We start from the raw sequence: 15,789 nt of genomic DNA, 5'->3' as shown, positions 1-15,789 counted from the left end.
GGACAGTCCCTCAACGCATTAAAGCGATGAGGGACTGTCCCCCATTACGTTAGTGCGTAAAAGGACTGACGAGTTATCGTCAGTCCTTTTTACACATTATCTGTTTAGCAGGCTTCCAACGTACCTTAATAGTTCGTTTGCGGATGTGGAGTTGTAGCCGTGTTCGTCGATTAGGCGGGCTACGACTTCGTTTACTTTCTTTAACTGCATTTCATCAGGTGTTTTTGTTGAGGTTGTAATTTTGACGACATCCTTTAAGTCAGCAAATAATTTCTTCTGGATGGCTTCACGTAAGCGATCATGAGAATTATAATCAAATCGTTTACCTTTGCGAGCGTAGGCAGAAATCCGAATGAGAATTTCTTCACGGAACGCCTTCTTTGCATTTTCAGATATGCCGATTTGCTCTTCAATCGAACGCATGAGCTTTTCATCTGGATTAATTTCTTCACCTGTTAATTGATCTCGCATTTTATTTTTATTACAGTATGCTTCGACATTATCTAAATAATTATCCATTAGCGTCTTAGCCGACTCTTCATACGAATAGACAAATGCTTTTTGTACTTCTTTTTTAGCGATATTATCGTACTCTTTACGGGCCAACGAAATAAAGTTCATATAACGCTCTTTCAGCTCGTTTGTAATCGATGGATGTTGATCCAGTCCTTCTTTAAGAGAGCGTAATACATCCAAGGCATTAATGGACGGTGTCTCTTTCCGAATAATCGTTGAAGAAATTCGATTGATAACGTAACGCGGATCAATCCCACTCATACCTTCATCTGTATATTCTTTCTTCATTTCCTCTATATCAGCAGAGTTATAGCCTTCTACTTGTTCACCATCATATAGTCTCATCTTTTTCACTAAATCGATATCACCTTTTTTAGGCTCTTTCAGTCGGGTTAATATCGTAAACATTGCTGCAACTCTTAACGTATGCGGAGCAATATGCACATCAGCTACATCACTCTCACGAATCATCTTTTCATAAATACGTTCTTCCTGCGAAACCTTTAAGTTATAAGGAATTGGCATGACGATAATCCGGGAATGAAGGGCTTCATTCTTTTTATTCGAAATAAACGAACGGTATTCTGTTTCATTCGTATGAGCCACAATTAGCTCATCTGCTGAAATTAACGCAAACCGCCCAGCTTTAAAGTTACCTTCCTGTGTTAGTGATAATAAATGCCATAAGAATTTCTCATCACATTTTAACATCTCTTGGAATTCCATCATCCCACGGTTTGCTTTATTTAACTCTCCATCAAAACGATAGGCACGTGGGTCTGACTCTGAGCCATACTCCGCAATGGTAGAGAAATCAATACTTCCCGTTAAATCAGCAATATCCTGAGATTTTGGATCAGATGGACTGAATGTACCAATCCCTACCCGTTTGTCTTCCGAGAAGAAAATTCTTTCCACTAATACATCTTCAATTCTGCCACCATATTCCTGCTCTAATCTCATCATATTTAATGGAGAAAGGTTACCTTCGATTCGTATCCCATACTCATCATGGAAATCTTGACGCAAACTATGCGGGATTAAATGTAACGCATCCTCATGCATTGGACAGCCCTTAATTGCGAATACGGAACCGCGGTCGGAATGAGAATAGGCCTCTAATCCTCTTTTCAGCATCGTAACTAATGTGGATTTACCACCACTTACTGGACCCATTAATAACAAGATCCTCTTACGAACATCTAATCTTTTGGCAGCTGGATGGAAATATTCCTCTACCAATCGTTCTAAAGCTTCTTCTAGACCAAACAGTTGATTCGAGAAAAAGTTATATTTCTTCTTCCCTTTTACTTCTTCAATACCTGCGTCTCTGATCATGTTATAGACTCTTGAATGTGCTGACTGTGCGACCCATGGCTTTTCCTTTAATAATTGTAGATAGTCTCCAAATGTCCCTTCCCAACGTAGCTTTTCTTCCTCTTCGCGAAACATCTCAATCTTCTTTAGAATATCCATAAAGACCTCCCTTGTGGTAGCCATAATCCATAATCGAGAGACGACTACTATAAATCTATGCGCTTGGGCAATTGAACATTCTTATTGATATGAGTTGTCAGTTTGTCCTTTTAATTTTTTTAAAAAATCTTTAGTTTAGCATTCACTAGATGTAATTGTTAGGATATAATAGGACATATGTGTATTAATGAAGCTTTGAAAAAAGGAGGCTTACATACCATGGGTACAATTTTACTTATTGGAGTTACAATCGCATTTTTAGCGGCTATTTTCACATCAGGATACAATGACCGCCCAGGCTCAAACAAATAAAAAAAGGACCTCAAGGGTCCTTTTTTTATTTTCTTAAATGTAAGTAATCAAGTTGTCTTAACGCTTCATAAATTAATATCGCTGCGGTATTAGACAAATTCAAAGAGCGAATATTTTCGTTCATTGGAATTCTCAAGGCATGATCGAGATTTTTTTCAATAACATCCTTTGGAAGGCCTGTTGTTTCTTTTCCAAAGATAAAATAATAATCCTTATTTTTATCAGAGTAATCGAAATCGGAATGATTCTTTTGACCAAATTTCGTAATAAAGAAAAATTCGCCGCCTTTATTTTTCTCAAAGAATTCGTCTAAGGAATCATAATATAAAATCGTAACATGCTCCCAATAGTCTAATCCTGCACGTTTTAACATTTTGTCATCCGTGGAAAAACCTAATGGTCGAATGAGATGCAGGGTAGTATCTGTTCCTGCACAGGTTCGAGCAATATTACCGGTGTTGGCTGGGATTTCTGGTTGATATAACACTACATGAACTGCCACAATTTTTCACCTCATAAAATCTAATCTACCTGCTATTATACCATTTGTTTCGATAAATGATTATTCATCATCAACGATTGTAAAGAATTTGTATTTGATGTTAGGCGTGTAGGCGGTTGAATCGGTATAAGACCAATAACGTAGCCTGCTATTTGTTGTATGGGCATTCACCAATGGCATTCCGTAATAATCATATCCCGTCACAATCGTATTGTGATTGAAACGACCATCTCCTTCAAAGTCATAACAGATGACATCCCCTAGCATTAACTCGTCTGGCCGACTGACCTCTCTTGCTCTTAAACCCGTCTTTGAGCTACTTAAATATAATTGAAGCGCATGGGCAATTGGCCAACTCCAACTCCAATTATTTCCTCTAATCCACCAGCCGTGCCCCCGGGTTGGATAACCACGCATAGGAGCTCCACCTGCATTTAAGCATTGTGAAATATAATTTGTACAATCATTTTCTTCAAATTTTTTGAAGGCTGGATTATAAGAATTCCACCAAGTTTCAGCATATTGAACTGCCTTTAGTCGATCATATTGAAAGCTTTGGCGCGTGTCTTCATGGGAAGTTTCAATCATTGTTGGCAGTTCTGCCTGATTAGATGCGATTTGATTTACCTCCATATCATTTATTAAAGTTCCTTGATAAAAATCAGCCTTTCTAAGCTCCATCTCCTCCTCCATGTATAGCTGTTTATTTTGTTTGATTAAGTATTGAAAGTGAACTTGATACATAACACTTGATGTATCCTTATTCGTAGTCTTATTTAGAATATTCCCAGCTGCTTTTGCTTTTACGATTTCTGCGGATCTTTTGGAGGCACTTTCTTTTTTGGCTTCTATTTTACTACATGTCGCCTCAGTGTCTTTGGAATTAGTTACACATTGCTTAACTCGTTCATCAAGTAAACGTTGAAGTTGTTTTCTCAATTGCCTTCACTCCCTTCATAAAATACATATGAAGAGAATTTCCTTTTAAGCTCTTTTTGTGTTGCTAAAAATTAGGTGACTTTTTTTCTGCTAGCGATAACGATTAGGCACATCCTTACCTTAAAAAGCGAAACCCCTGTTATTTGCAAACTCTACCCCAAAAAGAGGTCATTTTCTCTTGAGGTTTTACTTCTGTGTCTGCTGATTCGTCATTTTGGCGCTTATTATCAGTGGGATTGCTGAAATAAACCTTTTAAGAGTGTTTTTTTTAGTGAAAACCCACTAGAACAATTTTATGCGCCAAAACGAGACGGTTATGTGCGGGTTTCTTTGTTTTATGTGCAGGTTTCTTTGTTTTATGCGCGGGTTTCTTTGTTTTATGCGCAGGTTTCCTTGTTTTATGCGCGATTTTCACATTTCTGACACAACTCGGTTTCTTCTCAATTTTCTACTTCTTTCACTAACGATTAAGCACAAAATAAAAGAACAATCCCTTTTAGGATTGTCCTCCATTAAAATAAGCTAAGCCCTTGTTAATTTCAACTATTACTTCCGGGTCTGTTTCGATATCATTCGCCTTTTCAAGCGCTACTTTTGCTGCTTCCCCACCGATTTTTCCAATTGCCCAGGCGGCAGTCCCGCGGAGAACTGGGCGACTATCTTTGTTCATCACATCGATTAAGTCCTCAACAGCTGTTTCATCCTTAAAATGGGCTAAAGCCACAATTGCATTTCGTTGAATTGGTTTCTTCCCCCGCCACGAACCAGATAGAGGACCAAATTTTTCTTTAAACTCGCGATTGCTAATTTTTAGAATAGGCTTCAATAACGGCTTTACTAACTCAGAATCAGGCTCCATTTCATCGTGAAAATGAAAATCCTTCCCCTTGTTTTTCGGACAAGCTGTTTGGCATGAATCGCAGCCATAAACTCGATTACCTAGCTTTTCACGAAATTCATCAGGTAAAAAGCCCTTTGTTTGGGTTAAAAACGCTACACAGCGCTGGGCATTTAATTGTCCGCCTTGTACAAGTGCTCCGGTCGGGCATGCATCTAAACATAATGTACAATCCCCACATTGATCTTCTATTGGTGCATCTGGTTCAAAGGGGATATTAGTAATCATTTCACCTAGGTAAACATACGAGCCGAATTCAGGTGTAATGATGGAACAATTTTTTCCGCTCCAACCGATTCCAGCTCGCTCCGCTACAGCACGATCGGAAAGCTCACCTGTATCCACCATCGACTTTACTCTTGCTTCAGGAACTTTTGATAAAATAAATTCTTCTAACTTACGTAATCGGTCTCTTAATATATGGTGATAATCTTCGCCCCAAGAAGCCCGGCAAAATATGCCTCTTCTTTCACCCTTTTTACTTGTGACACGCACTTTCATTTTAGAGGGGTATGCGAGAGCGATAGATATGATAGACTGTGCTTCATCTAATAACAATTTTGGATTTACCCGTTTTTCGATGTCGGATTCTTCAAATCCGGATTGGTAGCCTAATTCTTGCTGCCGAACTAACCGATTTTTTAATTCGCCAAACGTTGATGCTGTTGTAAAACCAATTTTATCAATGCCAATTTCTTTACTATATTGAATGATGTCTTTTTTCAGAGATTGGATGCTCATCAGGTCACCCCTTTCTTTTGACGATTCTATTCCTTATGATAAACTATTTTTATATACTTTTGGAGGTGGAAACATTGGAAATTAAGGTATCTGACAAACTTAATACGCTTATTCCTCATTTTAAGATAGGAGTTATTCATTATAAAAATATAACGGTTTCAGAATCTCCACAGATGCTAAAAGGACGTTTGCGATTATTCCAAGAATCACTTTATTTTGACTTAGAAAATAAAAACGTAACTGATTTAGACGGGATTAAAGAGTGGCGACAAATCTTTAAAACAACAGGTAAAGATCCGAATCGCTATCGCCCCTCTGTTGAAGCACTTTATAGAAGGATTGGGAAACAAAACTACATAGATTCAGTGCAGAGCGCGATTGATGTTAACAATTTCTTCTCGCTTCAATATCAAATTCCAATCGGTGTATACGACACTAGTAAAATTAATGGAAATGTGACGGTTAGAATTGGTCATCCTGGTGAGGAGTATGTTGGCTTGAACGGTCGTCTAAACTCTGTTGAAAAACTGATCGTTTCGGCCGATGAGGATGGAGCATTCGGAAGTCCATTTGTAGACTCTGACCGAACTCCAGTTAAATTGGAAACGAAGTCTGCTTTACAAATTGTTTATTTAAGACCTTCATTGGACTTAGAAGAATCTCAGAAACTCACCGAATCATTAATGAATATGTTTGTACAAATTCATGGTGGTGAAGGAAGCTATTCGATTTTGGGGCACTAGTAGTTAGTGTCTTTTTTTTTGAAAAAATAAAAAACGCAATGCTTTATTTATTAAAAATAAAACACTGCGTTGAATCACATATGTATGGAGCGGGTGATGAGAATCGAACTCACAACATCAGCTTGGAAGGCTGAGGTTTTACCACTAAACTACACCCGCATGTTAATAATTGCCATTCCATAAAATCGACTTCTTTATAATATACTTTTTTCTAATGAAGGTCAAGTCAAAAGTGAAAAAAATGTCGAATTTTGTACCATAAACGGTAACTATTTAATGTCCAACTAAAGTGACAAATCTAATAATGATTAAATTTAGTGCTTCCTTCCAAGAAAGAAGCACTAAAGAAGATATACATAAGGGCATCTATTCTCTTAAGATTTCATTTGAAATTGGGGCCAGACTACCCTTGTCCCAATTATAGAATATATTTGGTATACATTGAATAGGATTCTGGGAAGCAAAGTTTGAAGAAGGCTTTTCGATAGTTGTCGTTGTCGATTCCCATATAAACATTTGCATTTCTAGGTTCATCATCACTAGGAGAGAATTGAACCACCGTCTGTCCTTTGCATATTCCTTCGCATTCCATCTGTAAATTAACTTGTTTATAGACGTCATCCTCATCACTTAAACTAGGGTCAATCGCAAGCATGACCGCAACTAAATCATGAACAATAACCCCGGTGAACCGAAGAACTTCCCAATACATTTTTTTATAATGATTTGACATTTCACTTAATAGTGACCCTAAATTTCCACACTCTGTTTCTAGGAAGAATAAGTCATCTAAAGTCATTCGAGTACTTTGTGTAACATCTAATCCGATCATATTAATTTCAACATCTTCACCGATCAACTCGTAGACTTCTTTTGCCGCTTCAGGGTCTGCCCAATAATTAAATTCGGCTACAGGTGTTCTATTTCCTAAGCGAACGCCACCACCCATAGACCAAATCTTTTTAACCTTTTTCATCGTTTCTCTATCTTTTCGAATGGCTAAGGCAATATTCGTTAATGGACCTAAGGTAATTATTTCAACCTCACCTGGGTTTTCTTTTACAGTTTCTAAAATAAAATCTACTGCGTGCGTATCTGAGCGTTTCGTTGGATCAGGAGTAAGTGTAACCGTACCCAATCCACCTGCTCCATGGACCGAAGATTCTATATTATATGTTTTAGCATTTTCCAGACCTACCAATGAAGCCGTCGCTCCAGGATAAACCCGACAGTCGGCATTCATTAAGTTAACAATCCCTAAAGCGTTATTAACACAGTTCTCCAAGCCTACATTACCAGCTACAACGGTTATTCCTAATACATCAAATCCTTCATAACTAAAAGCGGCTACCAGAGCATAAGTATCATCAATGCCTGGATCTGTATCAATGATAATCTTTCGTTTTTCCATGTTTGTCACCCCTATAAGAATTTTGATTTACAAATCTATAAAACTAATACAATGTATGCGCCAAACACTCGCATCGCGGTGTCGCCTCATTCCTAACCCAACCGGTTTAGGACCATCTCATATGAAGGCATGCCGGTTTGTGCCCCTTTTTTCTCAACTGATAAAGAAGCACTTGCATTTGCAAATCTTGCAGCTTCTTCAATCGTTTTTCCCTCGGTTAAGGCAACGGCAAAGCTTCCATTAAAAGTATCCCCAGCACCTGTTGTATCAACTGCTTTTACTGGATAACTATTAATATAAACATGTTTTTCGCCGTCATAATAACGAGCACCTTGATCCCCTAAAGTAACAACTAATTTATTTGGATATTGTTCTAAAGTTTCCTCCATATTTTCACCAAATAGGCTTATACATTCCATTTCATTCGGTGTAATATAGGTTGCTAAATCAATAAATTCTTTCCTGAATTTATCCATTGGTGCAGGATTTAGGATCGTAGGAATATGATATTCATTACAAATTTCCAATACTGCCTGAACTGTTTCAGGCGGTATTTCCAACTGAAGAACAACCATTTCACTTTTTACTATTTCATCTTTCACAGAACTAATTTTTTCTGGTGTTAATAAGTAGTTTGCTCCTGGAACGACAATAATTCGATTATCAGAATTAGAAACTATAATCGAGGCAACACCTGTTGAAACATCTGGAACTAAAAAGACATGATCCGTTTTAATGTTTTCCTTTTTTAATGATGATAAGGCAATCTTTCCGTACTCATCAGTACCACAAGCACCAATAATTTGTGTTTCCTTTCCTAATCTTGAAATCGAAACTGCCTGATTCGCACCCTTTCCACCAGTAAAAATGGATAGGGAATTCCCTAACGTCGTTTCTCCTTGTTCGGGCATGTGATCTGTTTGTACAACTAAATCAATATTTATACTACCTACTACAGTTATCATTCAAGCACCTTCTTAGTGGGACGCAGGGACAGGTTCCTTGTATTTTTCAAGCGTGGTAATAATTAATTCCAGTTTTCTTGTCCAAATGTAGCATTTATTTTTCTACCTGCTTACCGAAAGATCTGTCCTCATGGAACACTTATGCATACTTGTACCGATTAATAAAACATACCAACGATTGTTGCTGTTAGCATGGAGGCCATTGTGGCACCTAATAAGAGTTTCAATGAATATTTAGCAACCATTCTTCCTTGTTTTTCATCGATTGATTTAATTGAACCGGATACAATACCTAATGTTCCGAAGTTTGCGAAACTAATTAAATAAGTAGAAATCATCGCATGTGCTTTTGGAGACAATGTTTCAGCAACTTGCGCTAACTCACCCATTGCAACAAATTCATTCGTAATTAGTTTAGTAGCCATGATACTACCAACTCTAACCACTTCATCCCAAGGGACACCTAATACGAATGCAATTGGTGCAAAGACCCAGCCCATAATTTCTGTAAAAGTAATATTAAACATAATTTCAAAAGAATTATTTAAAATCGTTACTAAAGCCATAAAACCGATCAACATGGCTGAGACAATGATTACTAATTTAAAACCATCTAAAATGTAAGTACCTAACATTTGGAAAAATGGTTCCCTTTCTTCACCTTCTGCACTTACTAACCATTCTGTACTTTCCTTACTATTATTATCCGAAGCATCTTCATTAATTGTTTTTGGGTTGTAAGGGTTTACAACGCAGGAAATAATTAAAGCTGAAAAAATATTTAGAAATACAGCAACTACTACATATTGGCCTGGAACCATTGTCATATAAGCTCCCAATGTGGCTGCACTAACAGCTGACATTGCCGACGCACAAATGGTATATAGTTGTTGCGGTTTCATTTTTGGAAGTTGTTCTTTAATTGTGATAAACACTTCAGGCTGTCCTAAAATAGCTGTTGAAGGTGCAAAGTAACTTTCTAGATCTCCCATTCCTGTGATCTTATTGATTAGTTTTCCTGTCCATTTAATAATAAATGGCAAGACCTTGAAATAATTTAAAATTCCAACTAAAGCCGATATAAAAACAATAGGCATTAAAACGTGGAAAAAGAATACAAACTTCATTTCTATACCGCCGAATACAAAGTTGACGCCACCATCAGCTTGTTTCAACAACCAGCTAAAAAAGTCAGAAATTCCACCTAAAATGGTAACACCAACCGCAGTGTTTAAAGCAACAAATGTAATCACAAGTTGCAAACCAATCATGATCGCCATTGGTTTATACCGAACATTTTTTCTATCAAAGCTTATCAAATAACCTAAAACAAAAATGAAGGCTAAACCAATTATCCCTCTAACGATGTCCATACTTTTTCCTCTTTTCTGAAGTCATATTTAGATAGTTTTACAGTACTATTGAAGGAAATGAAACGTTTCATTTTTTATATAAAAAAAGAATAGTTAGATAAGTTCAGATACAGATCCACCTTCTTTAAGTGTACAAGTAAAAAATATAGGCGTTTTTTCATAATACTCACGCTTTAAAAAATCTAGTAATCGATAGGCAGTATATTCTGCCATTTCCTTTATTGGCTGGATAATCATTGTTATACTAGGATTAACAATTTTAGTTAAATCATCGAGGTCAAAACCAATCAATGAAATACCTTCACCAATTTTTATGTTATGCTCATTCAAGTATTCGATTACGCCTAATGTCATATCATAGTTTGTTACAAAAATAGCTGATGGGAGATTTTTTAATTGAAATATTTTTTCGCAAGCTAGATACCCGCCGCGTATAGTAAAATCACTATAAATAATATAATCAGGATTAATTTCCATATCGTTTTCTTCTAAAGATTTTTTATAGCCTTTCATACGTTCAATCGTCGTATACCCGTCCATATCTCCCCCAATAATTGAAATCAATTTATGGTTTTTATGGATTAGATAATCAACAGCCATTTTTGATGCGCTTTCATTATTGACTAAAACATATTTCGCTTTATTATAATCCTCAATGATACGATCAAGTATGATAATCGGAATCGGACTTTTTAGACTTTTTAGCCATTTCTCTAATGTTTCATTATTTGTTGAAGGGATAATAATCATGGCATCCGCATTTCTAGATTGTAAATTAATTAACTTTTGATAATCTATTAACGGAGAATGACCGATGACTGTGATCATAACCATAAACCCTTTTTTTGATAGAATCTTTTCAACGACTGAAACGAGTTTGGCTGAAAATGTTAACTCAGATGATGGGACGACTAAACCAATTAACTTTGACTGTTTTGTTTTAAGCGATCGGGCAGACATGTTAACATTATATCCCAATTCTTCAATGGCTGTTTCGATTAGAATTCTATTTATTTCCTTGACATTTCTTCCATTTAAATAGTTTGAAATAGTCCCTAGAGATAAACCCGTCTTTTCTGAAATATCCTTAATTGTAGCTTCCAATTCAAAACCCCTTATAAAAATGAAACGTTTCATTTTTATGAAAATATAAACCGCTTACATAAGTTAATTTACTATATTAGTCGATTTTTGTCAAAAGAAATATTTGGAAAAAACCACCTGCTAAAGCTGGTGGTTTTACATATATTGTCAACGACTAAATTTGTGATTGAAAAACTCATTTTCTTATGGTTCGTTTCACCGTATTTGATCTAAATGTAAAAATTACATTCATTGATAAGCGCATTTCTAATCCACTGGAATCTCCATTTTCTGATTGTATGATTTCATAAAATGCATACCTTCTATTAAAAGGTACTCTGGCTTTGCGGTGGAATCGAATAGCAAGGTACGTTCTTTTACTTCCTTATTCTCATCTAGTTTTGTATGAAGTTGGTTTACGGTTGTTCTTAAAGGGGTGATATCCTTTTGCGTTTGGATGGATACACCATCAAGCATCACATCATCAGCTGTCGCAATCGTTATTTCTACTCCTTGTGAAGTAGTTGCCATTTTTTTGATCCAAAGGTCTTTCCCACCAAGATTAATCGGACTATCGCTAATGGATGCAAGGGAAATCTTTTTGTCCAGCTTTTGATAACCAACAAATTCTTTCATGACCAGTTCTAGTGAATTTAGCTTTTTGGGTAATGCATCATAGCGAATATCAAACTTTTTTCCTGTTAAGGAAGAATTACTGCCGCCACCCATTATTTCAATCGGCTTTCCATTCGCAATTAACTCAATTCCCTCTAATGCGAAATTGACTCGATCAAAATTTTCAACATTTAACGATCCTTTAATGACTGTCATTGATGGTGAGGCTGTTATGGAGTGGAATTTAATGGTACCTTTATCAACTTTAAATGTCTTTTTTAACGGCTTTTTCAGCTCAGTAGCCATTGCTTTGTTTGGATTATAAGGAAATGAAATAGTGCCTTCAATCATCTGGTCGTTCTGAATAGGCTGCCAAAAGGATACATCTAATTTTTTCGCAAATGGACTAACAGGGTCAAATGACATCGTTCCTTTAATCTCCGTATTATCATCATTAATTAAGTACGTGCCGCCACCTACATTTGATTTTGTTAAAAAACCAGTAATTCTTGATAGTCTAAAATGGTCACTCGTACTCTCCTTTATCCCATTTGGATTGGATAATGTGTAATACAATACCAATTGATTAGAATCCGAAATAATTCCGTTAATGATAAGTTCCGTTCCATCTCTTAGATTCGTCTTTTTGTCGACGATTTGTCCCATACCCTTTTCATTGAGTTCTTTTAAGGTACCAAAAATCACTTCATCAAAACCTAGTAGTTTTTTTCCATAATAAGCAAAAGCATTATATTGAGATCCCATCATGATGATTAAAAATAATGAAATAGCTGCGGCCAGCCAGTTAAATACATTCCGTTTTGTTTTTTCCGGAGCATGATTTAGAGCATTCCTTAATCTCATTTCTAATTCTTCTGGAGCCTGTATGGAGTTTATGTGCTTCTTCTCTTCAGCTAATCGTTTCTGAATGTCATTCACCAAAATCACCCCTATAATGAGTTCTTAGCTTTTTCAAGCCTTCGAAGATCCTTGATTTTACCGTTCCAATCGAAACAGATGTTATAGTAGCAATTGTTTGGTAATCGAGATCATGAAAATACTTTAATTGAATCGCTTCTTTTTGATGGGGATTTATATGAGTGAGCATATCCTTGATATCCATTTGTTGATCACTGCAAATATACGGATCACTAGTCAGACTAGATGGTTCCTCATTAGAAGTATTCCAATCTTCAAATAACACCAGCTTTTTTTGCCTACGAAGCATTGATTTACAACCATTCACTAAAATCGTCTTACTCCAACTGTAAAAGGCTTCTTCCTTTTTTAGTTGGTCCAATTTTTCATATAACTTTACAATCATTTCCTCCATCGCATCCATGGCATCATGTTCATTCCCCATATAAGTGAGAGCAAGTCTATAATAATCATCTTTTTCAGCGAAAATTAATTGAAGCAACGCCTCTTTATCTCCCTTTTTCGCCTTTTTCACTAACCGAATAACATCCATGCTGTCACCCCTCTCCCTTATATGAGTCATGACTAGAATATAAAGTTCATTTTTTCTTGAAAAAATAATTCTTGAGGCCCCTGGTCCTCGCATCTAAATTGCTCATTTATTCAGGTCGTTAATTATTTGAATAGCTTCATCTACATTTGATACAGCAAAAATCTCCACGTTTGCCTTTAGTTTGTTTTGAATTTCCGCTACTTCTTCAGCATTTCCGCTGGGAATAATCATAAATGGAATGCTAGCCCTTTCAGTTATTTGTACCTTTTCTTTCATATAATCGACAGGAAAGACATCTCCCTTTTCATTAATTGCTCCAGTAACAGCAATTGGGATTTCATTTTTAAATTGACCTTGTTTGTATAATCCATTCAGCACTAAGTTAAGCCCTGCACTATCACCACTGATTTGTTCTCGTTTAAAAAATTGATTGAGCCACTCATCTTCTTGTCCTAAATATTTTTTTACATTATTTTCACTTTCTTCTATTAATGCTTTTTGAAACCAGGATAATATTTGTCTATTTTTATATCCATAGATCTTACGATTATTAAGTTTAGTCATCGTTAATACATCATCATTCCTTGATGTTAAAATTTCCTCCAGATCATGTTTGTTCCTGATGGTTATCACCTGAACGGGTAACAAAAATATTCCTGAATCCTCTATCGCTTCTGTTGGTTCTACATACAGGTTGATCAAGTGTGATGGTGTTGTGTATCCCAAAAGTAGAAACTCATAGCTAAATAGAAGCATTAAAAGGATTAAGGCGGTTGAAATTTCCCGTTGGCTTGCACGTTTTTTTCGAAATACTATTAATGAAAGCAACAGAGCTAGTAAGCCGAAAAACAATACACTTAGAAACACCCATTCATTGATAGCATCTTGAAGGTATAATAATAAAAATACAAAATAGAAAAGAATAGATAATATACCAGCAACGATATTTGATTTATTCATTTACTATCCATCCCCCCTGTTTGTTTATGTACTCTTCTTTAACTAACTCGTTAGCTCAATTAAAAAAAGCTGCCACATTGACAGCCATGATTTTCAACACTTGCACTTATTTTTTAAAGTACAAAAATCCACAAACTTTCTACAAGTATTGAACAAGGCAACCCGGAATACATTTATCTCACAAATGTAATATAGTCAATATTAACTGGTTCAGAACCATCTGCTCGAAGTCGTGAATTAATCTGTCCTCGATGATACTGACCATGCAGGGCTACATGAGTTAAAATGTCCCTTACAGAATTCTTAAACTCTTGTCCTTTACTATTTGAGTAGGATATTAATTTATCGAGGTCAGTATTTGATATATTAGTAAGAAACGTTGTTAAGCTCTTTTTATTTTGGATAACAAGGTTTGCACAGACTTCTATATCGACCTTTGATGACCAAATGGGCAATCGTGAACTGTCCAACCCTTGTAATCTAGTTATCCATACCTTTTCTGCAAATAGGATATGGGAAAACAAACGATTAGCCTCTTGATTTTCACCTTCCATACTTTGCAATGTTTCAAGAATACGTTGGTTCGCCCAATCTAAATGCTCATACATCTTTAGGATAGTTTTCAAAAAGAATCACACCACCAATGATTGAATTTCCCTTATAAAAATCATTTTCCTTACTACTTATATTACCACATAATTCCAATAAGTTAGTAAAATAATTGGATTCTTCTTTTGGTAATCAAGAATATGGTAACTATTATCATTTACCGTCAACAAAAAAAGAGGAAGAACACATTCTTCCTCCCCAACCTATTACACCCACCACAACTCAGCAGGCTGCTCCTCAATTAAAATACTCTTTAAGTTCTTAACCGCACGAGTAAAGCCCTCTTCAATGGACATAAGTGGATCCTCATGTTCAATACTTACTACATAATCATAGCCAAATGTTCGTAACGCACTCATCATGTCTGACCATTCCTGAAGACTATGTCCACAGCCAACGGAGCGGAAAGACCATGCTCTTGTTTGTACATTGCCATATGGCTGCATATCCGTTAATCCATACATGTTAACATTATCTTGATCAATATACGTATCCTTTGCATGGAAATGATGAATCGCATTCGCACGACCTAATATTTTGATTGCCGCTACAGGGTCGATACCTTGCCACCATAAATGGCTAGGATCAAGATTTGCACCGATTGCATCACATGTTTCTTCTCTTAATTTAAGCAGAGTATAAGGAGTGTGGACAAGAAAACCGCCGTGAAGCTCCAGTCCAATTTTCACCTGATGATCCTTTGCATACTGCCCTACTTCTTTCCAATACGGGATTAATTTCTCCTCCCATTGCCACTTCAAAATATCTCCATATTCGTTTGGCCATGGAGCCACTGGCCAATTTGGATATTTAGCACCTTCGTGATCCCCTGCTGTCCCTGAGAAGCAGTTTACAACCGGCACACCCATCAAACTAGCAAGTTTAATCGTCTTCTTTAATACTTGATGGGATTCATCTGCAAATGCTTGATCTGGTGAGATTGGATTACCATGACAACTAAAGGCACTAATTTGTAATCCTCTTGATGTCACCTTTTCTAAATAGCCGTTGCGCAAGTTCTCATCTTCTAACAGTTCATCAAGAGGACAATGGGCACTTCCTGGATAGGCACCTGTTCCAATTTCTACAGCGGTTACACCAGCAGCTTGAACATAATCAAGCATCTCTTCAAAGGTCTTTTGTGAAAATAAAACGGTAAATACACCTAATTTCAA

Annotated in this window: 14 protein-coding genes and 1 tRNA gene; 1 reads left to right on the top strand and 14 read right to left on the bottom strand. The window is 36.4% G+C overall.

Annotated features, from left to right (window positions below; translation table 11 throughout):
* Positions 1 to 96: 96 nt before the first annotated feature.
* From LRP83_RS14575 to queG, 4 genes are all read right to left on the bottom strand, one after another.
* Positions 97 to 1,992, bottom strand: a complete 1,896-nt coding sequence (locus LRP83_RS14575; RefSeq protein WP_230497409.1) for a PrkA family serine protein kinase — start codon at positions 1,990 to 1,992, stop codon at positions 97 to 99.
* Positions 1,993 to 2,329: 337 nt separating this feature from the next.
* Complete coding sequence (gene trmL / locus LRP83_RS14570) at positions 2,330 to 2,806, bottom strand: tRNA (uridine(34)/cytosine(34)/5-carboxymethylaminomethyluridine(34)-2'-O)-methyltransferase TrmL (protein ID WP_230497408.1); 477 nt, start codon at positions 2,804 to 2,806, stop codon at positions 2,330 to 2,332.
* A 60-nt stretch (positions 2,807 to 2,866) separates the two neighbouring features.
* Entirely contained in the window at positions 2,867 to 3,745 is an 879-nt protein-coding gene (locus tag LRP83_RS14565; protein ID WP_230497407.1) for an amidase domain-containing protein, read from the bottom strand.
* Between the two features lie 496 nt (positions 3,746 to 4,241).
* Positions 4,242 to 5,384: a tRNA epoxyqueuosine(34) reductase QueG gene (gene queG, locus LRP83_RS14560; protein ID WP_230497406.1), complete on the bottom strand. Its 1,143-nt coding sequence runs from the start codon at positions 5,382 to 5,384 to the stop codon at positions 4,242 to 4,244.
* 74 nt (positions 5,385 to 5,458) lie between these two features.
* Here queG and LRP83_RS14555 point away from each other — a divergent pair, with 74 nt between their 5' ends.
* Positions 5,459 to 6,127 carry a B3/B4 domain-containing protein gene (locus LRP83_RS14555; RefSeq protein WP_230497405.1) on the top strand — a complete coding sequence of 223 codons (669 nt, stop codon included), beginning with the start codon at positions 5,459 to 5,461 and terminating at the stop codon, positions 6,125 to 6,127.
* Positions 6,128 to 6,212: 85 nt separating this feature from the next.
* Here the strand turns inward: LRP83_RS14555 and LRP83_RS14550 are convergent.
* The 10 genes from LRP83_RS14550 to LRP83_RS14505 form a co-directional block, all read right to left on the bottom strand.
* Positions 6,213 to 6,286 (bottom strand) — tRNA-Gly (locus LRP83_RS14550).
* A 259-nt stretch (positions 6,287 to 6,545) separates the two neighbouring features.
* Positions 6,546 to 7,538 carry a nucleoside hydrolase gene (locus LRP83_RS14545; RefSeq protein WP_230497404.1) on the bottom strand — a complete coding sequence of 331 codons (993 nt, stop codon included), beginning with the start codon at positions 7,536 to 7,538 and terminating at the stop codon, positions 6,546 to 6,548.
* 92 nt (positions 7,539 to 7,630) lie between these two features.
* Positions 7,631 to 8,503: a ribokinase gene (gene rbsK / locus LRP83_RS14540; protein ID WP_230497403.1), complete on the bottom strand. Its 873-nt coding sequence runs from the start codon at positions 8,501 to 8,503 to the stop codon at positions 7,631 to 7,633.
* A 158-nt stretch (positions 8,504 to 8,661) separates the two neighbouring features.
* Complete coding sequence (locus LRP83_RS14535) at positions 8,662 to 9,876, bottom strand: NupC/NupG family nucleoside CNT transporter (protein ID WP_230497402.1); 1,215 nt, start codon at positions 9,874 to 9,876, stop codon at positions 8,662 to 8,664.
* 93 nt (positions 9,877 to 9,969) lie between these two features.
* Entirely contained in the window at positions 9,970 to 10,980 is a 1,011-nt protein-coding gene (locus LRP83_RS14530; RefSeq protein WP_230497401.1) for a LacI family DNA-binding transcriptional regulator, read from the bottom strand.
* 246 nt (positions 10,981 to 11,226) lie between these two features.
* Positions 11,227 to 12,513, bottom strand: a complete 1,287-nt coding sequence (locus LRP83_RS14525; protein WP_230497400.1) for a DUF4179 domain-containing protein — start codon at positions 12,511 to 12,513, stop codon at positions 11,227 to 11,229.
* On the bottom strand, positions 12,506 to 13,045 hold the full coding sequence (locus LRP83_RS14520) for an RNA polymerase sigma factor (protein WP_230497399.1): 540 nt from the start codon (positions 13,043 to 13,045) through the stop codon (positions 12,506 to 12,508). Before LRP83_RS14520 ends, LRP83_RS14525 begins: the two co-directional genes overlap by 8 nt.
* 102 nt (positions 13,046 to 13,147) lie before the next feature.
* Positions 13,148 to 14,005 carry a S16 family serine protease gene (locus tag LRP83_RS14515; RefSeq protein WP_230497398.1) on the bottom strand — a complete coding sequence of 286 codons (858 nt, stop codon included), beginning with the start codon at positions 14,003 to 14,005 and terminating at the stop codon, positions 13,148 to 13,150.
* A gap of 173 nt (positions 14,006 to 14,178) precedes the next feature.
* Positions 14,179 to 14,631 carry a DinB family protein gene (locus LRP83_RS14510; RefSeq protein WP_230497397.1) on the bottom strand — a complete coding sequence of 151 codons (453 nt, stop codon included), beginning with the start codon at positions 14,629 to 14,631 and terminating at the stop codon, positions 14,179 to 14,181.
* A gap of 189 nt (positions 14,632 to 14,820) precedes the next feature.
* Positions 14,821 to 15,789 (bottom strand): sugar phosphate isomerase/epimerase family protein, encoded by a 969-nt coding sequence (locus tag LRP83_RS14505; RefSeq protein ID WP_230497396.1) that lies wholly within the window; start codon positions 15,787 to 15,789, stop codon positions 14,821 to 14,823.

Source organism: Pseudoneobacillus rhizosphaerae, from assembly GCF_917563885.1.
Classification (GTDB): Bacteria; Bacillota; Bacilli; order Bacillales; family Cytobacillaceae; genus Pseudoneobacillus; species Pseudoneobacillus rhizosphaerae.
The sequence above is the reverse complement of the archived record's forward strand: the minus strand, read 5'-3'. Positions and strand labels throughout refer to the sequence as shown.

Excerpts from the sequence above, each read along its gene's own strand:
- LRP83_RS14575 (WP_230497409.1), bottom strand. The coding sequence starts at position 1,992 with ATGGATATTCTAAAGAAGATTGAGATGTTTCGCGAAGAGGAAGAAAAG.
- queG (WP_230497406.1), bottom strand. The coding sequence starts at position 5,384 with ATGAGCATCCAATCTCTGAAAAAAGACATCATTCAATATAGTAAAGAA.
- LRP83_RS14545 (WP_230497404.1), bottom strand. The coding sequence starts at position 7,538 with ATGGAAAAACGAAAGATTATCATTGATACAGATCCAGGCATTGATGAT.
- rbsK (WP_230497403.1), bottom strand. The coding sequence starts at position 8,503 with ATGATAACTGTAGTAGGTAGTATAAATATTGATTTAGTTGTACAAACA.
- LRP83_RS14535 (WP_230497402.1), bottom strand. The coding sequence starts at position 9,876 with ATGGACATCGTTAGAGGGATAATTGGTTTAGCCTTCATTTTTGTTTTA.
- LRP83_RS14520 (WP_230497399.1), bottom strand. The coding sequence starts at position 13,045 with ATGGATGTTATTCGGTTAGTGAAAAAGGCGAAAAAGGGAGATAAAGAG.
- LRP83_RS14515 (WP_230497398.1), bottom strand. The coding sequence starts at position 14,005 with ATGAATAAATCAAATATCGTTGCTGGTATATTATCTATTCTTTTCTAT.